The sequence below is a fragment of the Streptomyces sp. NPDC060198 genome, assembly GCF_042728415.1.
In the GTDB taxonomy this organism is placed as follows: Bacteria; Actinomycetota; Actinomycetes; order Streptomycetales; family Streptomycetaceae; genus Streptomyces.
In genome coordinates, this window is the sequence record NZ_JBHWZJ010000076.1 from 1 (window position 1) to 24,489 (window position 24,489).

Consider the following 24,489-nt stretch of genomic DNA (forward strand, 5'->3'; position numbering starts at 1 on the left):
CCCCGTGGGGAGCGGCCGGGCCCGTGGCGTTGCGAACGTCTGCCGCGGTCAGTGGGCCGCGAGGACGAACACCGCGAGTTCCGCGGCGAGCTCCTCGTGGACCCGCGCCTTGAGCAAGGTGCCCTCCGCGGTGTGCTCCTCGGAGATCACCTCGCCGTCGGCGTGCACCCGCGAGACCAAGGCGCCCTGGATGTACGGGACCAGGGCTTCGATCTCCACGGACGGCCGGGGCAGTTCGGCGTCGACCAGCGCGAGCAGCTCGTCGATCCCGGCGCCGGTACGTGCCGAGACCGCGATGGCGTGCGGTTCCGCGCGCAGCAGCCTCGCCAGGACCAGCGGGTCCGCCGCGTCCGCCTTGTTGATGACGACGATCTCGGGAACCTTGGTGGCGCCGACCTCCCGGATCACTTCGCGCACGGCGGCGAGCTGCTCCTCCGGGACGGGGTGCGAGCCGTCCACCACGTGCAGGATGAGGTCGGAGTCGCCGACCTCCTCCATGGTGGACCGGAACGCCTCGACCAGGTGGTGCGGCAGGTGCCGTACGAACCCGACGGTGTCGGCCAGGGTGTAGAGCCGTCCGCTGGGCGTCTCGGCCCGGCGGACGGTCGGGTCCAGGGTGGCGAACAGGGAGTTCTCCACCAGGACACCGGCCCCGGTCAGGCGGTTGAGCAGGGACGACTTGCCGGCGTTGGTGTAACCGGCGATGGCGACCGAGGGCACCTTGTTGCGCTTGCGCTCCTGCCGCTTGATCTCGCGGCCGGTCTTCATCTCCGCGATCTCCCGGCGCATCTTCGCCATCTTCTCGCGGATGCGGCGCCGGTCGGTCTCGATCTTGGTCTCACCGGGACCACGCGTGGCCATGCCGCCACCGCCGCTGGAGCCACCGCCGCCCATCTGGCGGGAGAGCGACTGGCCCCAGCCTCGCAGGCGCGGCAGCATGTACTGCATCTGCGCCAGGGAGACCTGCGCCTTGCCCTCCCGGGACTTGGCGTGCTGGGCGAAGATGTCGAGGATCAGTGCGGTCCGGTCGACCACCTTGACCTTGACGACGTCTTCGAGGTGGATGAGCTGGCCGGGGCTGAGCTCACCGTCGCAGACGACGGTGTCGGCGCCGGATTCGAGCACGATGTCGCGCAGCTCCAGCGCCTTGCCGGAGCCGATGTAGGTGGCCGGGTCCGGCTTGTCGCGCCGCTGGTAGACCGCGTCCAGCACCTGGGCGCCCGCCGTCTCGGCGAGGGCGGCGAGCTCCGCGAGGGAGATCTCCGCGTCGTGCACGGTCCCGGACGTCCACACGCCGACGAGCACCACACGCTCCAGGCGGAGCTGCCGGTACTCGACCTCTGTGACGTCCTCGAGCTCGGTGGAGAGGCCGGCCACACGTCGCAGCGCGGCACGCTCGGAGCGGTCGAGCTGTTCGCCGTCGCGCGCTCCGTCGATCTCGTGGCTCCAGGCGACGTCCTCTTCCATCAGGGCGTCGGCCCGAAGGCTCTCGGTGGCACGTGCGGAGGCGGACTCCGTGGCGCTCTGCGCGTCCTGCGCGTCCTGGGGAAGGGAGGAAGAGGAGGTCATTGGATCCTTACGTCGAAGATTTCTCGTGGTGACTGTCACAACGCGTCACGTCTCCGGATGATTCCCTGGGGATTCACCGGCCCGGCCGCTTTGCCGACCCCTTGATACTGGCATGCGCCCGCCGGGCCCGTCATGCGGGTTTCCCCGCGGCGCCCGGGACCGGGCGCGAGGGCGGGGCGGCCGGCCCCGCCGTCTTCGGGGCGGTGGCGTGCCACTCCGGGTGGCCGGGCATGGCAGGGGTCGTCTCCCCGTACAGCCAGCCGTCGAGGAACGCCGAAAGATCGCGTCCCGCCTCGCGCGAGGCGAGCTCGACGAAATCGGCCGTGGTGGCGGACTCGTCCGCGTGTTTGCGCACCCAGGCGCGCTCCAGTCGGCCGAAAGCGTCCTCGCCGATCTCCTGGCGCAGCGCGTAGAGGACCAGGGCGCTGCCGTCGTAGACCACCGGCCGGAACAGGTCGAGCTTGTTCCCGGGGGCCGGCAGGGCGGGCCGGGCGGGGGGTCCTCCTGCCGCCCGCCAGCCGTCGGAGCTGGTGTACGCGTCCCGCATGCGCCGTTCCAGCGTGGGGCCGCCCCGCTCCTCGGCATAGCGGGCCTCGTACCAGCTCGCGTGCCCCTCGTTGAGCCAGAGGTCGGACCAGGACGCCGGGGAGACGCTGTCGCCGAACCACTGGTGCGCCAGCTCGTGGACCATCACCGACTCGACGTACCAGTCGGGGTGCGTGTCCCCGGTGAAGAGCCGGCGTTCGAAGAGCGACAGGGTCTGGGTCTCCAGCTCGAAACCGGTGACGGTGTCGGCGACCAGCAGCCCGTACGTCTCGAAGGGGTAGCGGCCGACCTGCCGTTCCATCCACTCGATCTGGCCCGGCGTCCTGCTCAGCCAGGGTTCCAGGGCCGCCTCGTCCGCCGCCGGGACGACGTCGCGCAGCGGCAGGCCGCCGGGGCCGTCCCGGTGCGGGACGGCGGAGGTGCCGAGGGAGACCTGGGCGAGCTCGGTGGCCATCGGGTGCGCGGTGCGGAAGGTCCGGGTCACCGTGGTGCCCCGGTGGATCACCCCGGCCGGCAGTCCGTTGGCGACGGCGGTGAGCCGCTCGGGGGTGGTGATCCGGAAGGTGAAGTACGCCTTGTCCACCGGGTGGTCGTTGCAGGGGAAGACCCGGTGCGCGGCGTCGGCCTGGGCCGCCAGGGCGAGGCCGTCGGCGGTGCGCACCCAGCCGCCGCTGTCCTTGCCCTGGTCGGGGTCGCTGGTGTGCCGGACGGTGATGCGCAGCGGTACCCCCGCGGGCAGCCGCGCGGCCGGTGTGACGATCAGATCCTCGTCCTCGCCGGTGAACCGGGCGGTCAGTCCGTTGACGGCGACCGAGCGGACCTCGCCCCGGGCGAAGTCCAGGTTGATCCGGTCCAGGGGCTCGGTGGTCCGTGCCCTGATGACGGTGACGGCTTCCAGCGGGTCGGTGTTGCGGCCGTCGTAGTCGAGGGAGATGTCGTACGAGAGGACGTCGTACCCGGGGTTGCCGAGCGTCGGGAAGAGCCGGTCCCCGATTCCGAGCGGGCCGCTTCCGGGAGGGGCGGGCGGTGCGGCGGCGATCAGGCCGGCCGACGCGGCGGCCAGCAGGACGGTGCGCAGGCGGCGGGAGGTGAGCGGCATGGATCACCGCTATCAGCGGTGTTCGCCCCGGCGGGGGACGACGCGCTGCCGGGCACCCGAACGAGGTGGCCGCGCGGGCCGCCCGGCGGCGGGGCCCGCCCGGCACCGGCTCTCGGAGCCTGTCAGGCGCGACTGACGTCGTAGACCCCGGCGACGTCCCGCATGGCCCGCACGAGGGCGGGCAGGCCGTCCGCGTCGGTGAGCTGCAACGTGTAGGTGTGGCGCACTCGTTGCTCGCTGGGCGGCTCGACGGTGGCGGAGACGATGGCGGCGTCGGCGGTCGCGATCGCCTCGGTGAGGTCGGCGAGGAGCCGGGGGCGGCCGAAGGATTCCGCGACGAGAGTGACCAGGCGCTCGGAGGCGTCGGCGCCCGGGTGTGCGGCGTCGCCGGTGTCCGGGGCCGTCCCGGGCGGCCAGGAGTGCGACGGGGGCCAGTCGAGCCCGCCGGTGTCCCGGTCGCCACCGGGCTCCGCCCCGGCCGGTCCTTCCGCGCCGGGGGCGTACCTCGCGTCCTCGGCGTCCCGCGAGGCCGCGTCCTCCGGGTGGGCGTCGAACCACCCGGCGATCGCGATGCGCGCGGCGGGGGTACGGGCGTGGTCGAGCCACTCCCGGGAGGGGCCGGAGGCGGTGTCGCGGGCGAGCAGCAGTTGCACGGTGTCGCCGTCCCCCAGGGGGGTGGCCAGGGTGGCGAGGCGGCCGTTGACCCGCGCGCCGATGCAGCGGTGCGCTCCGTCGCCGTACTGCGCGTAGGCGGCGTCCACGCAGCTGGCGCCCGCGGGGAGGACGAGGGTGCGGCCGTCGGTGCGGAAGACGGTGATCTCGCGGTCCTCCGCGAGATCGGCGCGCAGCGTGCTCCAGAAGGTGTCCGGGTCCGGCGCGGACTCCTGCCAGTCCAGCAGCCGGGAGAGCCATCCGGGCCGGGTGGGGTCGGCGCGTTCGCCGTCGGACGGTTCCTCCCCGGCGGGGGCGGTGGCGTCCGGGGCGTAGGGATTGCCGAGGGCGACCACGCCCGCCTCGGCCACCTTGTGCATCCGGTGCGTGCGGATGAGGACTTCGGCGACCGCACCGCCCGGGCCGACGACCGCGGTGTGCAGTGACTGGTAGAGGTTGAACTTGGGGGCGGCGACGAAGTCCTTGAACTCGGAGATCACCGGGGTGAAACAGGTGTGGAGTTCACCGAGGACCGCGTAACAGTCCGCGTCCTCGCCGACCAGCACGAGGAGCCGGCCGAAGTCGGTGCCGCGCAGTTCTCCGCGTTTCATCCGGACCCGGTGCACGGAGACGAAGTGCCTCGGCCTGATGAGGACTTCGGCGGTGATACCGGCCTCGTGCAGGACACCGCGGACGTTCTGCGCGATGGTGTCGAGGGGGCTGTGCCCGCTCTCCGACTCGGCGATCAGCGTCTGGGTGTGCGCGTGCTCCTCGGGGCGGAGGATGGCGAAGACGAGGTCTTCCAGCTCGGTCTTCAGCGCCTGCACACCGAGGCGTTCGGCGAGCGGGATCAGCACGTCCCGGGTGACCTTGGCGATCCTCGCCTGCTTCTCCGGCCGCATCACCCCGAGGGTGCGCATGTTGTGGAGGCGGTCGGCGAGTTTGATCGACATGACCCGGACGTCGTTACCGGTGGCGACGAGCATCTTGCGGAAGGTCTCGGGTTCGGCGGCGTCGCCGTAGTCGACCTTCTCCAGCTTCGTGACGCCGTCGACGAGATAGCTGACTTCCTCGCCGAACTCCTCGGACACCTGATCCAGCGTCACCTCGGTGTCCTCGACGGTGTCGTGAAGCAGAGAGGCCGTCAGGGTCGTCGTCTCCGCGCCGAGTTCGGCGAGAATCAGGGTCACGGCGAGCGGGTGGGTGATGAAGGGCTCACCGCTCTTGCGCATCTGGCCGCGGTGGGAGGACTCGGCGAGGACGTAGGCCCGGCTCAGCACGGAGAGGTCGGCGTCCGGGTGATGCGCGCGGTGCGCCTCCGCCACATGGCCGATGGCGTCCGGCAGTCTTCCCCGGGAGACCGGGCCGAGGAGCGCCACCCGGCCGAGTCTGCGCAGATCGATCCGAGGACGGGAGCGTTTGCGGACGGGGACACCTGGATTGGCGGCCTCTGCACTCATGGGCACCTCCGGCGACGTCGACCGGCGGTGAGAGGCAGACCTTGGTGTCCCCGGGCCGGTGCTTGATGCTACCGACCCCACCACGTACGGCAGTCCGCCTCTCGCTCAGCGTGAAGCGGATCACCCGTTCGAGCGAAACGTGGTCGGGTTATCGTCCGAGCGCCGATTCGAGCCAGTCCCCGTCGAGGACGCCCTCGGCGACGATGACGGCCGGGCCGGTCATCTCGACGGCGCCGTGCGGGTGTTCCGTGATCACCAGGGAGCCCCCGGGCAGGTCGACGGTGTACGTGACGGGCGTGCCGGTCACCGCGGGGTCGATGCCGTCCCGGCGGGCCGAGGCGACCGCGACGGCACAGGCGCCGGTACCGCAGGAGCGGGTTTCGCCGGAACCGCGCTCGTGCACCCGCATCGCGACGTGGCGGGTGCCCCGGCGGACGACGAACTCGATGTTGACGCCCTCGGGGTACACCTCCGCGGGGCTGTACGCGGGCTCGGTGAGGAGATTCCCGGCGTGCGCCAGGTCGTCCACGAAGGCGACGGCGTGCGGGTTGCCCATGTTGACGTTGCGCGCTTCCCAGCTCCGGCCGTCGACGGTGACGGTCACGCCCCGGTCGGGCAGCTCGGCCCGCCCCATGGAGACGGTGATGTCGCCGTTCTTGGCGAGGTGCACCCGCTTGACGCCGCCGCGGGTGGCGATCGAGAGGTCCCCCTCCTCGACGAGTCCGGCGCGCCGCAGGTGGCGGGCGAAGACGCGCACGCCGTTCCCGCACATCTCGGCGACCGAGCCGTCGCCGTTGCGGTAGTCCATGAACCATTCGGCCTCGTCCGCCATGGCACGGGCCTCCGGATGTGCCGCGGCGCGCACGACGTGCAGCAGCCCGTCACCGCCGATGCCGGCCCTGCGGTCGCAGAGCCGCGCGACGGCCGCCGGGGGCAGGTCGAGGGCGTTGTCCGGGTCCGGAATGATCACGAAGTCGTTCTCGGTGCCGTGACCCTTGAAGAAGGTGATCTGCTCGGTGCTCACAGGGCAACTGTACGGGCGTCGGAGTGCGCGCGGTCAGCGCAGGCGGGCCACGCGCCAGACGGCCAGGCCCACGAGGGCGAGGGCGCACACGCCGTAGAGCGCGATCACCCGCCAGTCCGGGCGAGTGCCGGAGCCCCGGGCGGGCAGGCCTGGCCAGGTGTGTCCGACGCGGCGGGCGGCCATCATGCCCCAGCCGGCGGCGCAGCCGCTGATCAGCAGGCCGAGCATGGCGACGACGGCACCGCCGTCGCCGAACTCGAAGGCGAGCGGGAAGGCGAACATCAGCGAGCCGGTCGCGGCGAGCACCACGATCGGGGCGAGCTGCCAGATCCGCAGCCTGCGGGCGGGGCGGAGCTCGACCTCGACCTCGGGCGCCACGACGCTCTCGTCGGGCAGGTCGGAGTTCAGCCGGTCGGCGGCGAGCCGCCTCTCCACCGCCTCCTGCTCCGTGTCACGAGGGCCGGCTTCCATCGCCACGCGCCCTCCCCACTCGGAACTTCCTGAATCGATCGATGCTCGATGATGGCACGCCCGCGCGGGCGGAAAGGACGCCCGGGGCGTCCCGATGCCATCACGTGATCAGGCTGTTATAGCCCCTCATTCAGGGTTTATGCAGGTCAGACGCCTGTCACCGGTCGGCGGATCGGTGGGGGGTGAGCAATAGCCCCAGGTCAGCGCCCAATTGAGCCGAGACGGATCTTTCTCCGGGCGGTCCGCGGAGTCCGGCCCCCGACCAGGTCTCCCGTATCGCCCGCACGCTCCTGCCGGCAGCACGAAAGCCGCGCCCCGGGCACAGATCCTCCCGCGGGTGAAAGAGGCCGGCGGTACTCCGGTGCCGGCTACCACCCCGCGCACCCACAAGTCCCCCTCCGGCGTCAGCTTTTGTCACCTGTGGGGACGCGTCGGACGGTACGTGGCACGGCAGCGGCCAGGTCGCCCAGGACGGCCCTCGCCAGCAGACCGACCGGCGGCATGCCGAGCGACAGGAGCGCGTCGTGGAAGCGGCGGTGCGTGTAGTCGCCGGCCCAGTGGGCGCGGGCCTGTTCGCGGACCCGCAGGATCTCCGTCTTGCCCAGGGTGTAACGGCCGTAGGTGGGCTCGACGGCGCCGCGCAGGGCCTCGGCGCGGGCCGAGCGGCCGCGCAGGAACGCGTCCGCCTCGAAGCGCGCCGCGGCCTCGTCGACCGTCATGGCGCCCGTGTGCAGGCCGATGGAGCAGGTCAGGCGCGTCACGCGGAGCAGCGCCTCCAGGGCCATGCCGATGACGTAGCGGGGGTCGTGGGCGCGGAAGCCCTCCTCGGCGTACAACTCCTCGGCGTAGTGGGCCCAGCCCTCGACGAACGCCGGGGACTCCAGGGACCTGCGCACGTCGCTGGTCAGGGCACGCAGGGCACGGCCGTGGGCGTAGTGGCCCGGGGTGACCTCGTGGACGGTGATGGCGGGCAGGGAGGTACGGCTGAAGACCGAGAGCCACTCCTCGGCCTCGTGCGGCGGCCACGCCGGGTCCGGGGGCACCACGTAGTACCAGCTGGGCGCGTCCTGCTCGTAGGGTGCGGACCACGACATCATGGCCTGCGCGTAGGCGCGGGACGCGGGGGCCGGGCCCACCCGGCACTCGCCGCCCGGGTCGGCGATCAGGTCGCGGGTCACCGCGAAGGACGTCACCTCGGACAGCAGGGCCCGCGCCTGGGCGAACACGCCCTCGGCGGTGGTGGGGTGGTCCTTCATCAGGTCCGGGACGACCCGGCGTACCTGTGCGCCCGGGGCGAGGCGTTCCACCGCCTGCTCCAACAGGTCCCACAGCCGGGCCCGTTCGCGGTCCGCGGCGTCCGTCAGCGCGGCGGTGCCGTACGTCATCCCCTCCCCCGCGCCCAGCAGGCGCAGGAACGCCGCCTCGCCCAGGGCCGCCGACGGGTCGCCGGTGTCCGCCGCCCGTTCGACGTGCGCGACCAGGCGTCGCGCGGCGGCCAGGGCCGGCTCGTCGCCGGTGGCGTCCCGGGCGAGGCCGCGCAAGGAGGGGAGGGCCGCGCGTGCGACGGGGGCCGGCACCCGGTCCAGGGCCGTCACGGCGTTGTCCACGGCGTCCGGCCAGGCCGCCAGGTGCGCCAGGCGGGCGCGGCGGCGGTCCTCGGGGGGCGCGTACGCGCGGTCGTAGCAGGCCAGGTCCATGGCGGCCAGGTGCAGCAGAGGATCGCGGCGGTGCAGTTCCGCTTCGGCGAAGCGGGCGCGCACTCCGTCCTCGTGGACCTCCAGCACCTCGGCGTCGAACGCGTCGGCGGGCGCGGGGCCCTCCCCCAGGCGGGAGAGGGCCGCCGCGACGCCGGCCGGTGACAGGTCCTGGAGCGTGCCGTCGTAGGCGTGCAGTCCCGCGTACTCGCGGGCGTGGGCGAGGTCGAGTTCGACGGCGGCGCGGACCCTGGGGTCACGGAGTCCCGTCATCGGGGAGTCCTCCCGGCCGGGTCACCACGCGCAGCGTCGTACGCACGTCGTCCAGGGCGACGTCCAGCGTGCCCGGGTCCGGCGCCGAGAGCAGGACGTGGCCGACGCGTTCGACGGAGGAGCGGGCCGGGGCGACCGTATCGCCCGGGGCGGCCGTCACCTCGGCCGTCACGACGTGCGGGTGGGCCAGGACCTCGTCGAGGCCGCGGATCGCGGTGACCGTGCCGGGGCGGGCCGACGGGAGGTAGCCGGCGGTGCGCCGCAGGGGTGCGGCGGGCGGTGCGGGCAGGTCGGCGTCGAGGGCCAGGCGTACGACCATCTCGTACCAGTCGATGCCGTAGGCGTCGCCGAGCAGGTCCATCAGGTGGTCGCCCGGGGTGCGCACCGCGACCTCCATGACCGCCGGGCCCCCGGCGGTGAGGCGGAACTCCAGGTGGACGATGCCGGTGTCCATGCCGAGGGCGTCGAGGACGGCTCCACCCAGGTCGGCGACCGTCGCCCGGGTGGCGGGGTCGACCTCGGCGGCGACCCGGTGGGCGACCTCGACGAAGTACGGCGGGCCGGTGGTCTCCTTGGCGGTCAGGTTGGCGAACCAGACCTTTCCGTGGCGGACGAGCGCCTCCCAGCTGTACTCGGGGCCCGTCGCGGCGCGCTCCACGAGGAGGCGGCCCTCGGCGTCCCTGCGGGCCACCGCGTCCTCGAACGCACGGCGGTCACCGACGAGTTCGACGCCCGCGCTGCCTGCCGAGGACAGTGGCTTGACGACCACCGGGAAGCGTCTCGCGGCCCAGTCGCGGCCCTCGCCGAGCCGTTCGGCGACCAGGAAATCGGGCTGGCCGATGCCCGCGGCGGCGAAGCGGCCCCGCTGGAGGGCCTTGTTGCGGGAGAGCACGGAGGCCCGCAACGACGGTCCGGGCAGGCCGAGTTCGTTCTGCACGAGCGCCGCCGCCAGGACGTGGGGCTCGCTGAAGGCGACGACCCCGTCGGGGCGCGTGTGGCGTACCGCCTCGCAGGCGGCCTCGTACCAGAGCTCGTCCGAGCCGCCCCGGCAGACCGTGACCTCGTCGGCAAGTCCGGCGAGCGCCTCGGCCCGGGGTGCGGTCTCGACCGCGTGGACCCGTACGCCGAGCCGCCGGGCGGCCGTGATGTAGGGCCGTCCGGTCACTCCCACTCCGACCAGCAGCAGTCTCTGCCCGTGCATGGATCACCTCTCCTGGGTTGATTCGTGTGGCTCGCGCGCGTGCTCGCGCGGCTCGTCGGGCGGCAGCCGTCGCTGGGCGGCCGCCGCGACGACGACCACCGCCGACCCGGCCGCCGCGAAGCCCGCGGCCAGGGCCGCCCAGCCGCCCAGCCCCTTCCCGGCGACCGCCCAGGTGATCAGCGCCGGGCCGACGGCCGAGGCGGCGCTGGTGCCGAGTTCGTAGACGGACAGGTGGTAGGCGCGCGACTGCGGCGGGGAGAGCGCGTACGACAGGCGCCAGGCGCCGACCGACTGCCAGATCTCGCCGAGGGTGAGCGTCACCGTGGCGAGGGCGATCAGCGCGGTCGCCGCGACCGGTCCGACCTCGGCGGTCAGGGCGGTCAGCAGGCAGCACGCCGCCAGGCACCAGCCCGACCAGCGCTGACGCCGGGCGGCGTTGCGCAGGTCGTCGGCGCCGCCGCTGAGGCGGACCTGGAGCAGGATGACCAGGGCGGTGTTGAGGACGACCAGGCCGCCCAGCACCCAGGTGGGCGCCTGGGTGCGGGTCGCGACCCACAGCGGGAGCGCGGCGGCGAGCAGCACCGAGTGCAGGAACAGCACCCCGTTGAGGAACGCCAGGGCCAGGAACCGCGGGTCGCGTACCCGGGCCGGGGGCGCACCGCCCTTCCCGGCGCCCGGGGAGCGGACGTTGGCGGTCGCGGGCAGGCGGGACAGTACGGTGGCGGCGGCGAAGAAGGTCAGGGCGTCGACGAGCACGAGCACGGAGAACGCGGTGACGCTGTTCATCGCCAGGACCAGGGAGGCGAGGACGGCGCCCGCGCTGAAGCCCACGTTGCGCACGGAGGCGATCACGGCCATGGTGCGGACCCGGTCGGCGTCGCTCTCGACGGCGCCGACGATGCCCTGGACGATCGGTCCGCCGCCCCACTCGGCGATGCCGATGAGGAAGGCGACGACGTAGAAGACCTCGGGTTCGTGGGCGAAGGGGTAGACGCAGAAGCAGGCGCCGCGCCACAGGTAGAGGGCGACGATGGCGTTCCTGCCGCCGACGCGGTCGGCGAGCTTGCCGGTGGGGACCATGCCGAGGAACCCGGCCAGGCCGGTCAGGGACAGGCCGATGCCGACCTGGACGGCGGACAGGCCGAGGGCGCGGGTGAAGAACAGGGCCGAGCCCGCGAGGAAGAGTCCGGTGCCGAGGGAGTCGACGAACGACGCCGCGACGAGTCGGCGGGCGCTGCCGCCGGCGGGCAGCCACGACCGCACTGCGGCCTTGGGATCCATGGGTGTGCTCCGATCAGCGGTCACGTGCGGCGCCGATGCCGACGAAGCACATGAGGGCCGCGGTGGTCCCCCGGTTGTGCCAGGTGTGGCGGGTGCCGTGCTGGACGACGCAGGTGCCCGGGGTGATCAGGGCCTCTTCGCCGTCGTCGAGTTCGAGGTGGAGTTCGCCCTCCAGGCAGATGCCGTAGTCGAGCGTGTCGGTGGCGTGCATGCCGGTGCCGCCGGGTTCGAAGACCTCCCACAGGCCCGGCAGCCGCTCCTGGACCTCGGCGGCGAGCGCGTCCGGGTCGCCGGTCGGGGCGGGCACGGTCGCGTCCGGCTCGTAGCGGGCGAACAGCAGCCGGGTGCCGCCGACGCCCGCGAAGAAGGGCAGGGTCACGGCCTCGGGCAGGCCGTCGCCGACCCGGGCGCCACCGTCCGGGGTGCCCCAGGCGAGGTGGAAGCGGGAACCGGGCCAGGCTGCGACGGTGGTGGCGGGGACGGGCGCGTCGGCGGCGACCACGGAGGTGCCGTCGGCGGTGCGCGCGGCCACGACGAGGCGGGGTTCGACGGTCATCGCGGGTCCTTCGCGGGTTCCACCGTCACCGAGGCGAAGAGGTCGGTGAGGAACCGTTCCAGTACGGGTGTGGGCGCGGGGCCGACGACGCCCGCGAGGGGGATGTCGGAGTCCGCGTAGGTGAGGGCGGCCGTGACGGGTTCGTGCGGGGCGCGCTGCACCCAGCGGTGGACGACGGGGTCGTCGCGGAAGGCCTCCTCGCCGTCGATCAGGCAGTGGGTGGAGCCGAGGGTGTGTCCGGGGACGACGAACCAGCCGTAGCGGGCGTCGGGGCCGGCGGCCGAGGACTCGGGCACACCGGCCGACTCGCCCGTCAGGAGCCGGAGTTGGACGGAGGCCAGGTGGACGCCGGTGGCCAGCTCGAAGCTGTCGGCCACGTCCGCTCCCCCGACGCGCGCGCCGACTTCCAGGAACACCGGGCCCTGCGGGGTCTCGATGGCCTCCAGGTGGAAAGGCCCGTCGGTGATGCCGACCGCGCGCAGGCAGGCGAGTGTGAAGTCGACCGTCGCGGGCGGTGTGTCGATCTGCACGGAACCCAGGGGTGCTCCCTGGGCGTAGCCGAGGCAGGTGCCGAGGTACCGGCTCGCGACGACGGCGAGCGGGCGGCCCGCGGCGACGGCTCCGTCGATGTGCGTGATGGGGCCCTCGACGAACTCCTCGATCTCGAAGTCGTCGACGTCCGCGCACGCCGAGCCGTCGCGCACGGCGGCGAGGGCGGCGTCCGGCGTCGGGTACGTGGTGATGCCCTCGCTGGAGGCGCCCGCGAGGGGCTTGAGGACGCTGCGGCCGGTCCACTCGACGCCCTCGGCGAGGGCCCGGGCGAGCGGGGCGTAGCGCGGTGTGCGCAGGCCCGCGGCGGCGACGGCCGTCTTCATGACGACCTTGTCCCGGGTGGGCAGGACGTCGGCGACGCGCGGGCCGGGGACGTCCAGGGCCTCGCGGACCCGGGCGGCGGGCAGCAGGTCGTACTCGGAGAGGGCGACGACGAGGTCGGGGCGGGGCAGGTCACGGACGGCGGCGATCACCTCGGCCGCGGTGTCGCCGGTGCCGGGGCGTTCGACGCGGCGGGCCGGGACGTCGGCGGGGAGGGTGTGGGCCCGTTCGGGGACGCTGACGTAGGTGACCTGGTGGCGGGTGTGGTCGAGGTTGCGCGCGTACCGTACGAACGAGTCGGGCACCCGGTGCATGACGAGGACGCGCATCTCACGCACCTTCCACGGTCAGCCGGAGCGCCCGCTCGGCCCGGTCGAGGGCGGCGGCGCACTCCTCGGCGGTGTCGGCGACGGCCGAGGCGAGGGCGATGCGGCCGTCGATGAGGCCCTTGCGGGGCGGCGAGACGACGTCGCCCGGCCCGACGAGCGGCTCCAACAGGTCCAGGCAGGAGGGCAGTTCACTGCGGTCGAAGTCCAGCGAGCCGATGGTGGTGTCGTCGGCGGGCGGGTAGAAGAAGCGGATCGCGGCGTGGGCCGCCTTGCCCACCGTGGTGTCGGGGACGGCGCCGCAGGCGGCGTCGGCGGCGGCGAGTCCGGGGTCGATGCCGGTGGCGCGCAGACCGAGGTAGGGGATGAGGTCGCCGCCGAGCCGCCCGTTGACCTCGATCAGCTTCGGGCCCCGGGGGGTGAGCCGGAGCTCGGTGTGGGTCCAGCCGTCGGTGAAGCCGAGGACCTCGTGGATGCCGCTGAGGGCTTCCAGCAGTTCCGGGTCGGTGAGCAGGGGGTCGTCCGCGCTGACGCGGTGGCCGGTCTCCTCGAAGTACGGCGGGAAGCCGACCTCCTTGCGGCCCACGAAGACGGGGGTGACGCGGCCTTGGTGGACGACGGCGTCGACGCTGACCTCGGGGGCGTCGAGGTACTCCTCGACGAGGACCAGTTCGGTGAAGTCGGGGTTGTGGGGGACGTGCACCCCCCGGGTGGCGTCGAACTGGTCGGCCAGCTCGTCCGCGTCGCGGACCAGCACGACGCCCTGGCTGCCCCCGGCGGCGCGCGGCTTGATGACCACGGGCCAGCCGAGCTTGTCGGCGGCGGCGAGCGCCTCGTCGAGGCTGCCGGCCAGCGCGAACTCCGGCTGCGGCAGGCCTGCTCGGGCGAGCGCGGTGCGGGTGGCGTACTTGTCGCGGCAGCGCCGCACGGCGTCCGGCGCCGTGCCGGGCAGGCCGAGCGCCTCGGCGACCAGGGCCGCCTGCACGATGTGTTCCTCGTGCCAGCTCATGACCCCGGCGACCGGCGCCCCGGCCGCGACCTCGCGGGCGGCCCGCAGGACCGGCCCGGCTCCGGTGTCGGGGACGACCGTGTGGCCGGACAGGTACGGCAGTTCCCAGGTGGGGGCGACCGCGTCGATGAGGTGGACGCGGTAGCGGCCCGCGATGGAGGCCAGGAGGTACTCGCGGTACCGCCGCAGGCCGCTGGTGATGACCAGCAGGAGCGGCTTGTCGTCGGGGCGCGTCAGGGTCATGCGGAGATGTCCTCGCAGAGAAGGGGTGAGGTTCGGGTCAGCCCCGCGCGCAGGCGGTGCAGGGCCTCGCGCATCAGCGGCTCGTCGTGGACGAGGGCGACGCGCAGGTGTCCGGCGCCGGGGTTGGTGCCGTCGGGTCCGCCGGCCGCCAGGTAGCGGCCGGGCATGACGGTCAGCGCCTGGTCGCGCCAGAGGGCGCGGGCGGCGGCCTCGTCGTCGCCGACCGGCAGCCAGAGGAAGAACCCGGCGTCGGCCCGCCGGTAGCCGGCGACACCGGCCAGGACGCGGTCGGCGAGGGCCCAGTTGGCGGCCAGTTCGGCGCGGGCGCGCTCCACGTGGGCGTCGTCGTCCCACAGCCGTGCGGCGGCGGCGCACACGGGCAGCGGGGTCGGGACGCCGCACGCCTGGTTGTGGCGGGCGTAGTCGGCGACGGTCCCGGGGTCCCCGGCGGCGAAGCCGCTGCGCAAGCCGGGCGCGCCGGACCGCTTGGACAGGGTGTGCAGGACCAGGAACCGTTCCGGCCGGACCGCGCCGCGCCGTACCAGCGCCAGGTATCCGGCCGGCGGGCGGGCGAGCCACAGGTCGGTGTAGCACTCGTCGACGAGGAGCAGGGCGTCGGCCGTGACGGAGGCGCGGGTGGCCGCGTCCAGGAACTCGGTGGCGAGGAGCTCGCCTCGCGGGTTGCCCGGGTCGCAGACGATGACCGCGGCGATGGCACCGCCCGCCGTCGCGACGGCGTCCTCCAGTGCGGCGGGACCGCCCCGGGGGTCGTAGAACACCGGCCGGGCGCCCACGGCCGCGGTGGCGGCGTGGTAGGTCGGGTAGAACGGGTTGGGCAGGACGACCACCGGCCGGCCCTCTGCGCCCCCTACGCGCTCTGCCGCCCCGCCGCCCGCGCTCCGGACGCGCTCCACCGCCAGGGCCAGTGCCGTGGCCAGGGCCTGCTTGGTGCCCGGGGTGGGCTCGACCGCGAGGGCACGGCCGTCCAGGAGCGGGCCCGCGCCGAAGCGGCGGCGCAGCCACCCGGTGTACGCCGTGCGCAGGGCGGGCGTGCCGCCGAGCGGCGGGTAGCGGGTCCAGCCGTCGGGGTCGGCGAGCAGCGTGCCGTCGACCCCGCCCGTGCCGAGCCGGGACTCGCCCAGGTGGAGCTGGACGGGGACGAGGCCGGCCGGGGCGGGGACGCCGTCGTTCAGTGCGCGCAGCCGGGCGAAGGCACTGGCGAGGGGGCTCATGGGTCAGTCCCGCACCAGGTCGTTCAGGGCCGTCTTGCCGCGGGTGCGCTCGTCGGCGTACTTCATGATGACCGCGGCGTACGTGGCCAGGCCGGGGTGGCGGGGGTCGGTCCGGGTGCCGGGGACGACGACTGCGTCCTCGGGGACCTCGCCGCGCGTCACCTCGCCGGTCGCGCGGTCCACGATCGGGGTGGAGGCGCCGAGGTAGACGCCCATGCCGATGACGGCGCCGCGCCGTACCCGTACCCCTTCGGCTATCTCGCTCCGGGCGCCGACGAAGACGTCGTCCTCGATGACGACGGGGCTGTCGCCGATCGGTTCGAGTACGCCGCCGAGGCCCGCGCCGCCGGAGATGTGGCAGCGCTCCCCCACTTGGGCGCAGGAGCCGACGGTCGCCCAGGTGTCGATCATCGTGCCGGCGCCGACGTAGGCGCCGATGTTGACGAAGGAGGGCATGAGGACGGCGCCCGGGGCGATGTGGGCGCCCCGCCGGACGACCGCGCCCGGCACCACCCGGATGCCCGCCTTCTCGAAGTCCGGCCCCCGCCAGTGCTCGAACTTCAGCGGGATCTTGTCGTAGCTCCTGGGGCGGCCCGGGCCGGCGTCGGCGAGGGTGTTCGTGCCGAGCGGGAAGGAGAGCAGGATCAGCTTCTTCACGAACGGGTCGGCGGCCCAGGTGCCGTCGGCCAGGTTCGCGGCGCGCAGTTCGCCGCGGTCCAGGGCGTCGAGTCCGGCTTCGACGTGCGGGGCGAGCTCGGTGAGCTCGGCCTCGGTCAGCGCGGCGCGGCGCTCCCAGGCGTCCTCGATCAGCGGTCGGGAGTACATGCGGGGCGCTCCTGTCGTGCGTGCGGTGCGGCGGGGAGGACGGACCCGGGGCTGCCGGGGACGGTGCTGACGTAGTCGTCGTAGGTCTCGGCGCGGCGGATCTCGACGACGTCGCCGTCGCGGGTGAGCAGCAGTTCGGCGGGGCGCAGGCGGCCGTTGTAGGTGAAGCCCATCGCGTGGCCGTGCGCGCCGGTGTCGTGCACCAGGAGGACGTCGCCCTCGCGCGGATCGGCCAGTGACCGGTCGGTCGCGAACTTGTCCATGTTCTCGCAGAGCGAGCCGACGACGTCGTACGGCGCCTCGGCGCGGCCCTCGGCGAAGGGCAGGGTGACGTGGTGGTAGGCGCCGTAGAAGCCGGGCCGCATCAGCGCGGACATCGAGGCGTCCACGCCGACGACCTCGCGGCCCTTGCCGCACCGGTTGATGACCGTGGTCACCAGGACGCCGTGCGGTCCGGTGACGTAACGCCCGCACTCCATGAGGATGCGGGGCGCGGAGCGGGGGAAGGCGGCGCGGCGGGCGGCGAGGATGGCCTCGGCGTAGCGGCGGAAGTCGAAGGGCCGGTCCTCGGGGCGGTAGGGGATGCCGAGGCCGCCGCCCACGTTGACGTACTCCAGCTGGATGCCGACGTCCTCGGCGATGCGGGCGCCGAGTTCGACGACGTCGGTGGCGGCGCGTGCGGCGCGGTCGACGTCGAGTTCGTTGGCGCAGGTCATGCCGTGGATGCCGAACCGGCGGGCGCCGCGTGCCTTCGCCTCGCGGTAGGCGTCGGCCAGTCGGCCGACGGGCACGCCGAACTTGGTGGCCTGCGCGTCGCCCATCAGGCGGGAGCCGGCCGACAGCCCGTGCGGGGAGACGCGGAAGGCGACCGTGTCGGGCAGCGGGTCGCAGCGGTCCAGGGCGGTGAGGTCGTCGAAGGTGACCAACGAAGCGGTCTTGCGCGCGAGTTCGAATTCGTGGCGGGCGGTGTTGTTGGAGGTGAACACGGTGTCGCCGGGCCCGGCGCCGAGGCTGCCCGCGAGTTCCAGCTCCACCGGGGAGGCGCAGTCCAGGCCGCTTCCCTCGGCCAGGAGCAGGGCGAGGACGTGCGGGTTGGGCAGGGCCTTGACGGCGAAGTACTGCCGGTAGGGCTCGCCGGCGAAGGCGTCCGTCATGGCGCGGTAGGTGTCGACGATGCCCGCGGCGTCGTAGATGTGGAAGGGCGTTCCGTAGGTGGCCACCAGGTCGCCCAGGAGGGGGTACAGGCGCGCGGCGAAGGCGTCGGGGACGGGCACGGCTTCCTCCTCCGCTACGCGACGCGTGCGATGCAGATGGTGCGGTTGCGCATGCCGCTGACCGGGCGCAGGTAGGGGAAGTAGTAGCTCTCCACCACGCGGTGGCCGCGTGCTTCGAGGCGTTCGGCGAGGTAGTCCTTGGACAGGTACCAGAAGTCGGCGACGCGCTGGTGGGGGGCGAAGTGCGCCTCCCGGTCCTGCGGCGCGTCGTTGGAGAACACCAGGTAGGCGCCGGACTTGGGGCGGAGGGCGGCCAGTTTGTCCAGGACGGGCGTGGTCTCCCGGTCTGCGTCGAAGAGGTGGCCGAGGAAGCCGTCGGCGTAGATGATGTCGGCGCCCGCGACGTCGGAGGGCCTCAGGGTGTAGAAGTCGGCGGCGAAGGCGTCGACGCCCTTCTGACGCGCCAGTTGGACGGCCTCCTCGTTGTAGTCGATCCCTCGCACGGTCCGGCCGAGTCCGGCGACGACGCCCTCGACGGCGGCGTTGCCGCAGCCGAGCGAGAAGACGGACGCTCCCTCGTCGCTCAGGGAGAGCAGCTTGAGGGCCATGTGGGAGCGGTACTCCGGCACGTAGGTGGACGGGGTGACCGAGTCGTTGAACGCGCCGCCCTTCTCCCAGATGGCGTAGATGGTCTCGCCGTCGCCGCCGGCAGAGCGCTGCGCCGTGTAGTAGTCGCGCACCTGGCCCAGATCCTGGTTCGCCTCGGTGATCATCGTGTCTCGCTTTCAGCGGCCGGAGGTCGCGGCGGAGTGGAGGTGTTCCTGCGTGTACTCGAGAGACCGGAAGGGTTCCGGGCGGAGGCGCTCGACGAGTGGGGCGAGTGGGGCGGTCGTGGCCGGGCCGTAGCCGCGGTGCAGGTGGAGGGCCCGGTCGGTGTCGGTGGCCAGGAGCGTGTCGGCCAGGACGCGGGCCAGCGAGCGCAGCCCCGCGAGGACGACCTCGGGCGTTCCCGTCAGGCGCGGGGTGCCGGTCAGGTCGAGGGCGCCGAGCTGGACGAAGTAGGACAGCTGGAGGAACATCCCGTCGCTGTCGGGGAAGTGGCCGAGCCCGCGGTCGGTGTAGCGCAGGCACTCGGCGAGGTAGTAGGCGACGCAGTCGGCCGGGTCGATGCCCAGGCGGGGTGCCCAGACGTCGGCGAGGATGAGGATGCCGAAAACGTCGGCGGCGACCTCCTGGAGGACGACCGAGGCCCAGCGGTCGGCGGCGTTGAGGTCCTTGTACTCGGTGGCGGGCCGGTGCGCGAAGTGGCCGAGCTCGTGGCTGAGGACGCCCAGGGTGGGGATCGCGGCGAAGCGCTCGTGCGCCGGGTCGAACTCCACGCCGACGTCGAGGAAGCGCCGGGCCAGGGGTGCGGAGACCGTGGTGAGCAGGGCGCGGTGGGAGTTGGCGAAGTAGTACGTCTTCTTGAACGGCGAGTACTTCACGCCTTCGTCCTCGGGGAGGAAGTAGGCGATGTGCTTGGGGTGGAGGTTGCCCTCGCCGGCCATGAAGAAGAGTTCCGCGGCGCCGAAGGCCGGCAGGTCGCCCAGTCGCAGGTCGGCGTGGAGGCCGCGCAGGTAGTCGGTCACCTCGTCGCGGCCGGCGAGGGCGTCGTCGACCAACTGCTGGCGCGCCTCGTCGGCGCGGCAGGCGAAAGCTGTGGGAAGGCCCCGGACCTCCTTTCCGTACCAGGTGGAGACCTGGCCGGCGACGAGTGTGATCTGCTCCTGGAGGGAGGCGAGTTCGCGCAGGATGTCGTCGTCGTAGCCGTCCTGGACGGCGTTGGCGCGCAGTTCCGCGGCCCGCCGGTCGGCCTCGCCCGGCAGGTGCTCGGCGACGCCGCGCACCGCCTGGGCGATCGCCGTCGGGTCGTTGAAGCGGCGGCGGGCGGGGATGCCGATCTCCTTGACCCGCTGCCACTCGGCTTCCACGGCGACGCGGAGGTCCGCGAGGGCCGGGCGGAACCCGTCGCCGAGGTCGGGGGTGGCCCCGGAGAGGTCCAGGCAGCCCAGGGCGTAGCCGTCCGAAGGAGGCCAGAAGGCGCTGCGGTGGGTGCGGTACGAACCGGCACTGGCGAGGTTGGACGGGTAGTCGAAGCGGTCCACCGTGGGGTTTTCGGACATGGGGGTTCCCGTTCTGGAATCGACAGCTGGAGGGGGCGGGCCCGCGGGGCGGCCGGCGTACGGCCCCGGGGCGGCGGCCAGGTCGTGTGGTGGGCGGGCGTGCGTGCCGGGCCGGCGGGACTTCACCACACCGCCTACGCGCGGGTCCTGTCCTTGTGGTCGGCCAGGACGAGACAGGCGCCCTTCTCGCCGATCATCATGCTCGCGGCGTTGGTGTTGCCCGAGACCATGGCCGGCATGACGGAGGCGTCGATGACGCGCAGGCCCTCGATGCCGTGCACCCGCAGCCGGGCGTCGACGACCGCCAGCGGGTCGTCGCCCATCCGGCAGGTGCCTACGGGGTGGTAGGAGGTGTCGCCGTACTGCCGTGCGTAGGCGAGCAGTTCGTCGTCGGAGCGGACGCCGCTGCCGGGCAGCAGCTCGAACGCCCGGTACGCGTCCATGCTCGGCTCCTCGACGATGCGGCGGCCGATGCGCATGCCCGCGATCAGGGTGGCGCGGTCGGCCTCCGATTCCAGGAAGCGGGTGCGGATCGACGGCGGGGTCAGCGGCTGCCGGGAGCGGATGTGGACGGAGCCCTTGGACTCGGGGCGCAGCGGGTAGACGCCCAGCGTCATGCCGGGGGCCGTGTCCAGGCGGCGGCTGCGGCCGCCGCCGTAGCTGGCGGGCGCGAAGTGGTACTGGAGGTCGGGGCGGGTCAGGGAGTCGTCGGAGCGGACGAAGCCGTGGCCGAGCGCGATCGGCAGGCTGAGCAGGCCGCGCCGTTCGCGGGCGTACCGGGCGATCTCGCGTACCAGACCGAGGCCGCGGGAGCGCTCGTTGAAGGTGACCGGGCGGCGCACCCGCCAGCGGAGCCGGGCGGCGAAGTGGTCGCGGAAGTTCTCGCCGACGCCGGGCAGGTGGTGCACCACGGGCACGCCGACGTCACCGAGGTGGGCGGCCGAGCCGATGCCGGAGAGTTCGAGCAGTTGCGGGGACTGTACGGATCCGGCGCTGACGATCACCTCGTGGACGGCGTCGGCCCGGTGCTCGCCCTCGCCCCGCCGGTAGCGGACGCCGACGCAGCGCTTGCCCTCGAAGCGCAGGCCGGTGACGTGCGCCTCGGTGACCAGGGTGAGGTTGGGCCTGGTGCGGGCGGCCTTGAGGTAGGTGCCCGCGGCGGAGGAGCGGCGGCCCTCGTCGTGGTTGACCTGGTAGTAGCCGAAGCCCTCCTGGTCGCCGGAGTTGTAGTCCGGGTTCTCGGGGAAGCCGGCCTTGACGGCGGCGGTGAGGAACGCGTCGGTCAACTCGTCGCGGTCGCGCGGCAGTCCGACGGCGATCCGTCCGTCGCGGCCCCGGTTGGCGCCGTCGATGCCGCTGACCCGCTCCAGGCTGCGGAAGTGCGGCAGCACGCCCTCCCAGGACCAGCCCGGGTTGCCCAGGGCCTCCCAGTCGTCGTAGTCGTGACGCTGGCCGCGCACGAAGATCATGCCGTTGATCTGGTTGGAACCCCCGAGCAGGCGGCCCCGGGGGATGCTGACGCTGCGGCCCTCGATGGTCGGGTCGGCGTCGGTCTCGAAGCACCAGTCGTACTTAGGGTTTCCCATCAGCACCGTCTCGGCGGCGGGGACGTCGAGCAGCGGGCTGCGCCGTTCGCTGCCCGACTCCAGGAGCAGCACGCGGATCGCGGGGTCCTCCGTCAGGCGGCCGGCGAGCACGCAGCCCGCCGCGCCCGCGCCGACGACGACGTAGTCGTACCTCACCGTGGCCCGCCCCCTCACGCGGCCGCGGCGGTGGCGCCGCGCCGGCCGGTGATCGTGGTGCGGTGCAGCAGCCGCCGGTGGTTGACCTGGTCGTACACGGTGGCCCGGTGCATGGCGCTGCGGTTGTCCCACAGCACGATGTCGCCGACCTGCCACTGGTGGCGGTAGGTGAAGCGGGGCTGGATCGCGAACTCCTGGAGGAAGGTGATCAGCGGCGCGCTCTCGTCCTCGGACAGGCCCTCGATGCGCCAGGGCACGTTGCCGCCCGCGTAGAGGGCCTTGCGGCCGCTCTCTTCGTGGAGGCGGACCAGCGGGTGCGCGACCTCGGTCCACTCGGCGCGCTCCTGCTCCGTGGGCGCCGGCCGGTCGGGGTAGTTGTACGGGCGTGACTGGACCCGGCTGATGATCACCTTCAGGTCCTCGATGCGCTCCTTGACCGCCCTCGGCAGCGCCTCGTACGCGGCGAACATGTTGCCGTACCAGGTGTCGCCGCCGGCCGGGGGTATCTCGCGGGCGTACAGCATGGAGCCGACCGGAGGCTCGGGCAGGTAGGCGCCGTCGCTGTGCCAGACGCGCCCGCTGTAGGCCGAGCCGATCGGCTTCCCGTCCTTGGTGAGGTTGGACAGGATGAGGATCTCGGGGTACTCGGCGTCGTTGAACTGCGAGCGCGTGTAGGCGAAGACCTCGCCGAAGCGCCGGGTGAAGGCGATGTGCTGCTCCGGCGTCATGTCCTGGCCGCGGACGAGGAGGATCGTCGTGTCGATCCAGGCCTGGTAGATCCGGTCGAAGTCGAGGTCGGACAGCGGCCGGGTGACGTCGATGCCGCGGACCTCGGTGCCGATGCCGTCGGTGATGGGGACCAGTTCGAGCATGAAGGAGTACTCCCTGGGGGGTCGGTCGGTACGTCGGCGGCGCCCGGGCCCGTCGCACGGATCACGGGGCCGGGCGGGTCAGGGCAGGGACACCTGGTACTCGTCCATCCAGCGCCGCATCTCGACGAGCTGGATCAGGATCGCGGCCTGGTTGGAGCCGCCGGGCAGCTCGCCCTGGACGGCGCCCGCGGCGATCTGCTGGATCAGGGCGTTGGTGCGCCCGGTGTCGAACAGCGGCTTCAGCGGCGAGGCGTCGTCGTTGACGATCCAGGTCGCCTCCCGGACGAGGGTCCGGTCGTAGGCGGGGTTCTGCACGTGCGGGTAGGCGCTCTTCCTGCGGTTCACGGTGCTCGCCGGCAGGACGTCCGCCATGGCGGCCTTCAGCAGCCCCTTCACCCCGCCCCGCGATTTGATCTCCCAGGGCACGTTCCACACGTACTGGAGCAGCCGGTGGTCGCAGAACGGCACCCGGACGTCGAGCCCGTGGGCCATGCTCATGCGCTCCTTGCGGTCCAGGATCACCGAGAGCGGACCGGACAGGCCGAGGAAGAAGACCTCCCGGATCCGGGCGTCCTCGGCGCTCTCGCCCGCGAGCCGGGGCACGCGGGCGAGGACGTCCGCGTAGCGGGCGCGCTCGTCCTCCTCCGGGTCCAGTTCGGCGAGCAGGTCGGGGACGAGGTAGCGGGACAGCTTCGGGCCGTCGAAGAGCCAGGGGAAGCGGTCGACGGCGAGCGCCTCGGGCTTGAAGAAGTAGGGGTAGCCACCGAAGACCTCGTCGGCGGCCTCACCCGTGAACGCGACGGGGCATTCGGCGCGGATCTGCTGGAACATCAGGTACATCGAGGCGTCGAACTGGCCCCAGCCGGGCAGGTCCCGGGCGCGCCGGGTGGCGGGGACGACGTCCAGCAGGTCCCGTACCGAGGCGGTGAGCGTGGTGTGCTCGGTGCCGAGGAACGCGGCCGCCTCGGCGGCGTACGGGGCGTCGAGGTCCGGGCGCAGTTCGGTGGCCACGAAGTGCGCCGGGTCGCTCTCGAACTCCACGCAGAAGGTGGCCAGTCGCCGGTCCGGGTCGTCCTTGCGCAGGGCGCTCGCGGCGAGCGCGGCGACGGAGGTGGAGTCGACGCCGCCGGAGAGCATCGCCCCGAGCGGGACACCGGTGGCGAGCTGGCGGCGCACGGTGTCGTCGAGGAGCTCGCGGACCCTGCGGGCGCTCTCCTCGAAGGTGTCGTGGTGCGGCTCGCTCACCAGTTGCCAGTAACGCCGCCGGGTGACCCCGTTCGCGGTGTACGTCACGACGTGGGCGGGCTCGACCTCGTACAGGTCCTTCAACGGTGTCTCGCCCGGCCGGGCCAGGCGCGGCTGGAGGACGACGGGCAGCGCCGAGAGCTCCAGGCGGGGCCGGTACAGGGGGTTGGCGAGGATGCCCTTGGGCTCGGAGGCGAACAGGACCCCGCCGTCGTACGGGTGGTGGTAGAGGGGCTTGACGCCGACCCGGTCGCGGCCGAGGTGCAGCCGCCGGGTACGGCCGTCCCAGACGGCGAAGGCGAAGGCTCCGTTGACGCGCTCCACGAAGTCGGGGCCCCACAGCAGGTAGGCCTGGAGGAGCGCTTCGGCGGTCGAGCCGCCGCGCAGGGCGCCGCCGGCCGCCTGGACGTCACCGCGCAGCTCGTCGCCGTTGTAGACCTCGCCGGTGTGTGCGACGTGGACGGTGTCGCCGCCGAGGGTGATGCGCGCGGGGCGTACGTCGTCGGGGAGTCCGGTGGCCAGGCCGCGGTGGCCGAGGGCGGCGTTCCGGCCGATCCACACGTCCTCGGTGTCGGGGCCCCTGTGCGCCATCGTCCGTGTCATCGATCGCACCACTCCGAGCTGATCGCCCAGGTCGCGCCGGAAGTCGATCCAACCCACCACACCACTCATGCGGTTCACCTCCAGGGGTACGAAGAGATTTCTTCAAGCAGTGCGAGAACGCCGGGTGTTGATGCCGCGGGCCGCACGGGGGCGGGTTGGTCCGGGCCGGGGAACGGCCTCGCGCGGGAGGTTCGGGAGGGCGGGGAAACCGGGAAATTCCCTTCCGGCCGGGTCCGGCGCCGTGAACGACTGTGCCAGATCGCGCGGCGCCGCAGTCGCCCCCTCCGTGGGCATCAAGTTGCGTGGCAACTTGATGCC

19 protein-coding genes are annotated in these 24,489 nt (G+C 73.2%); all 19 read right to left on the bottom strand.

All coding sequences use genetic code 11. The features are described 5' to 3' along the window. Positions 1-48: 48 nt before the first annotated feature. On the bottom strand, positions 49-1,569 hold the full coding sequence (hflX, locus tag ACFWEP_RS12840) for a GTPase HflX (protein WP_328719003.1): 1,521 nt from the start codon (positions 1,567-1,569) through the stop codon (positions 49-51). 130 nt (positions 1,570-1,699) lie between these two features. Beyond that, complete coding sequence (locus ACFWEP_RS12845; protein WP_387369346.1) at positions 1,700-3,214, bottom strand: M1 family metallopeptidase; 1,515 nt, start codon at positions 3,212-3,214, stop codon at positions 1,700-1,702. A gap of 122 nt (positions 3,215-3,336) precedes the next feature. After that, positions 3,337-5,325, bottom strand: a complete 1,989-nt coding sequence (locus ACFWEP_RS12850) for a RelA/SpoT family protein (protein WP_387369348.1) — start codon at positions 5,323-5,325, stop codon at positions 3,337-3,339. A gap of 148 nt (positions 5,326-5,473) precedes the next feature. Then, positions 5,474-6,349, bottom strand: coding sequence for a diaminopimelate epimerase (gene dapF / locus ACFWEP_RS12855; RefSeq protein WP_387369350.1), 876 nt, complete (start codon positions 6,347-6,349; stop codon positions 5,474-5,476). Positions 6,350-6,382: 33 nt separating this feature from the next. Next, positions 6,383-6,820 carry a hypothetical protein gene (locus tag ACFWEP_RS12860; protein ID WP_387369381.1) on the bottom strand — a complete coding sequence of 146 codons (438 nt, stop codon included), beginning with the start codon at positions 6,818-6,820 and terminating at the stop codon, positions 6,383-6,385. Positions 6,821-7,224: 404 nt separating this feature from the next. Next, a complete protein-coding gene (locus ACFWEP_RS12865) occupies positions 7,225-8,787 on the bottom strand; it encodes a DUF885 family protein (protein WP_387369352.1) in 1,563 nt (520 codons plus the stop codon). Next, complete coding sequence (locus tag ACFWEP_RS12870; protein ID WP_387369354.1) at positions 8,771-9,988, bottom strand: ATP-grasp domain-containing protein; 1,218 nt, start codon at positions 9,986-9,988, stop codon at positions 8,771-8,773. Before ACFWEP_RS12870 ends, ACFWEP_RS12865 begins: the two co-directional genes overlap by 17 nt. Positions 9,989-9,991: 3 nt before the next feature. Continuing rightward, positions 9,992-11,269 (bottom strand): MFS transporter, encoded by a 1,278-nt coding sequence (locus ACFWEP_RS12875; protein WP_387369356.1) that lies wholly within the window; start codon positions 11,267-11,269, stop codon positions 9,992-9,994. Positions 11,270-11,282: 13 nt separating this feature from the next. After that, positions 11,283-11,825 (bottom strand): cupin domain-containing protein, encoded by a 543-nt coding sequence (locus ACFWEP_RS12880; RefSeq protein ID WP_387369358.1) that lies wholly within the window; start codon positions 11,823-11,825, stop codon positions 11,283-11,285. After that, entirely contained in the window at positions 11,822-13,027 is a 1,206-nt protein-coding gene (locus ACFWEP_RS12885; RefSeq protein WP_387369360.1) for an acetyl-CoA carboxylase biotin carboxylase subunit family protein, read from the bottom strand. The genes ACFWEP_RS12880 and ACFWEP_RS12885 overlap by 4 nt, the downstream gene beginning before the upstream one ends. Position 13,028: 1 nt before the next feature. After that, positions 13,029-14,276 carry an ATP-grasp domain-containing protein gene (locus ACFWEP_RS12890; RefSeq protein ID WP_387369362.1) on the bottom strand — a complete coding sequence of 416 codons (1,248 nt, stop codon included), beginning with the start codon at positions 14,274-14,276 and terminating at the stop codon, positions 13,029-13,031. Further along, positions 14,273-15,508: an aminotransferase class I/II-fold pyridoxal phosphate-dependent enzyme gene (locus ACFWEP_RS12895; RefSeq protein WP_387369364.1), complete on the bottom strand. Its 1,236-nt coding sequence runs from the start codon at positions 15,506-15,508 to the stop codon at positions 14,273-14,275. The genes ACFWEP_RS12890 and ACFWEP_RS12895 overlap by 4 nt, the downstream gene beginning before the upstream one ends. A gap of 3 nt (positions 15,509-15,511) precedes the next feature. Then, on the bottom strand, positions 15,512-16,333 hold the full coding sequence (locus ACFWEP_RS12900) for a 2,3,4,5-tetrahydropyridine-2,6-dicarboxylate N-succinyltransferase (RefSeq protein WP_387369366.1): 822 nt from the start codon (positions 16,331-16,333) through the stop codon (positions 15,512-15,514). After that, a complete protein-coding gene (locus ACFWEP_RS12905) occupies positions 16,315-17,607 on the bottom strand; it encodes a diaminopimelate decarboxylase (protein WP_387369369.1) in 1,293 nt (430 codons plus the stop codon). The genes ACFWEP_RS12900 and ACFWEP_RS12905 overlap by 19 nt, the downstream gene beginning before the upstream one ends. A 14-nt stretch (positions 17,608-17,621) precedes the next feature. Beyond that, positions 17,622-18,320, bottom strand: a complete 699-nt coding sequence (locus ACFWEP_RS12910; RefSeq protein ID WP_387369371.1) for a class I SAM-dependent methyltransferase — start codon at positions 18,318-18,320, stop codon at positions 17,622-17,624. Between the two features lie 12 nt (positions 18,321-18,332). After that, positions 18,333-19,709 (bottom strand): hypothetical protein, encoded by a 1,377-nt coding sequence (locus ACFWEP_RS12915; RefSeq protein WP_387369373.1) that lies wholly within the window; start codon positions 19,707-19,709, stop codon positions 18,333-18,335. Between the two features lie 134 nt (positions 19,710-19,843). Next, entirely contained in the window at positions 19,844-21,451 is a 1,608-nt protein-coding gene (locus ACFWEP_RS12920) for a GMC family oxidoreductase (protein ID WP_387369375.1), read from the bottom strand. 14 nt (positions 21,452-21,465) lie between these two features. After that, entirely contained in the window at positions 21,466-22,323 is an 858-nt protein-coding gene (locus ACFWEP_RS12925; protein WP_387369377.1) for a TauD/TfdA dioxygenase family protein, read from the bottom strand. Between the two features lie 78 nt (positions 22,324-22,401). Further along, positions 22,402-24,240, bottom strand: a complete 1,839-nt coding sequence (gene asnB, locus ACFWEP_RS12930) for an asparagine synthase (glutamine-hydrolyzing) (RefSeq protein WP_387369379.1) — start codon at positions 24,238-24,240, stop codon at positions 22,402-22,404. Positions 24,241-24,489 lie beyond the last annotated feature (249 nt).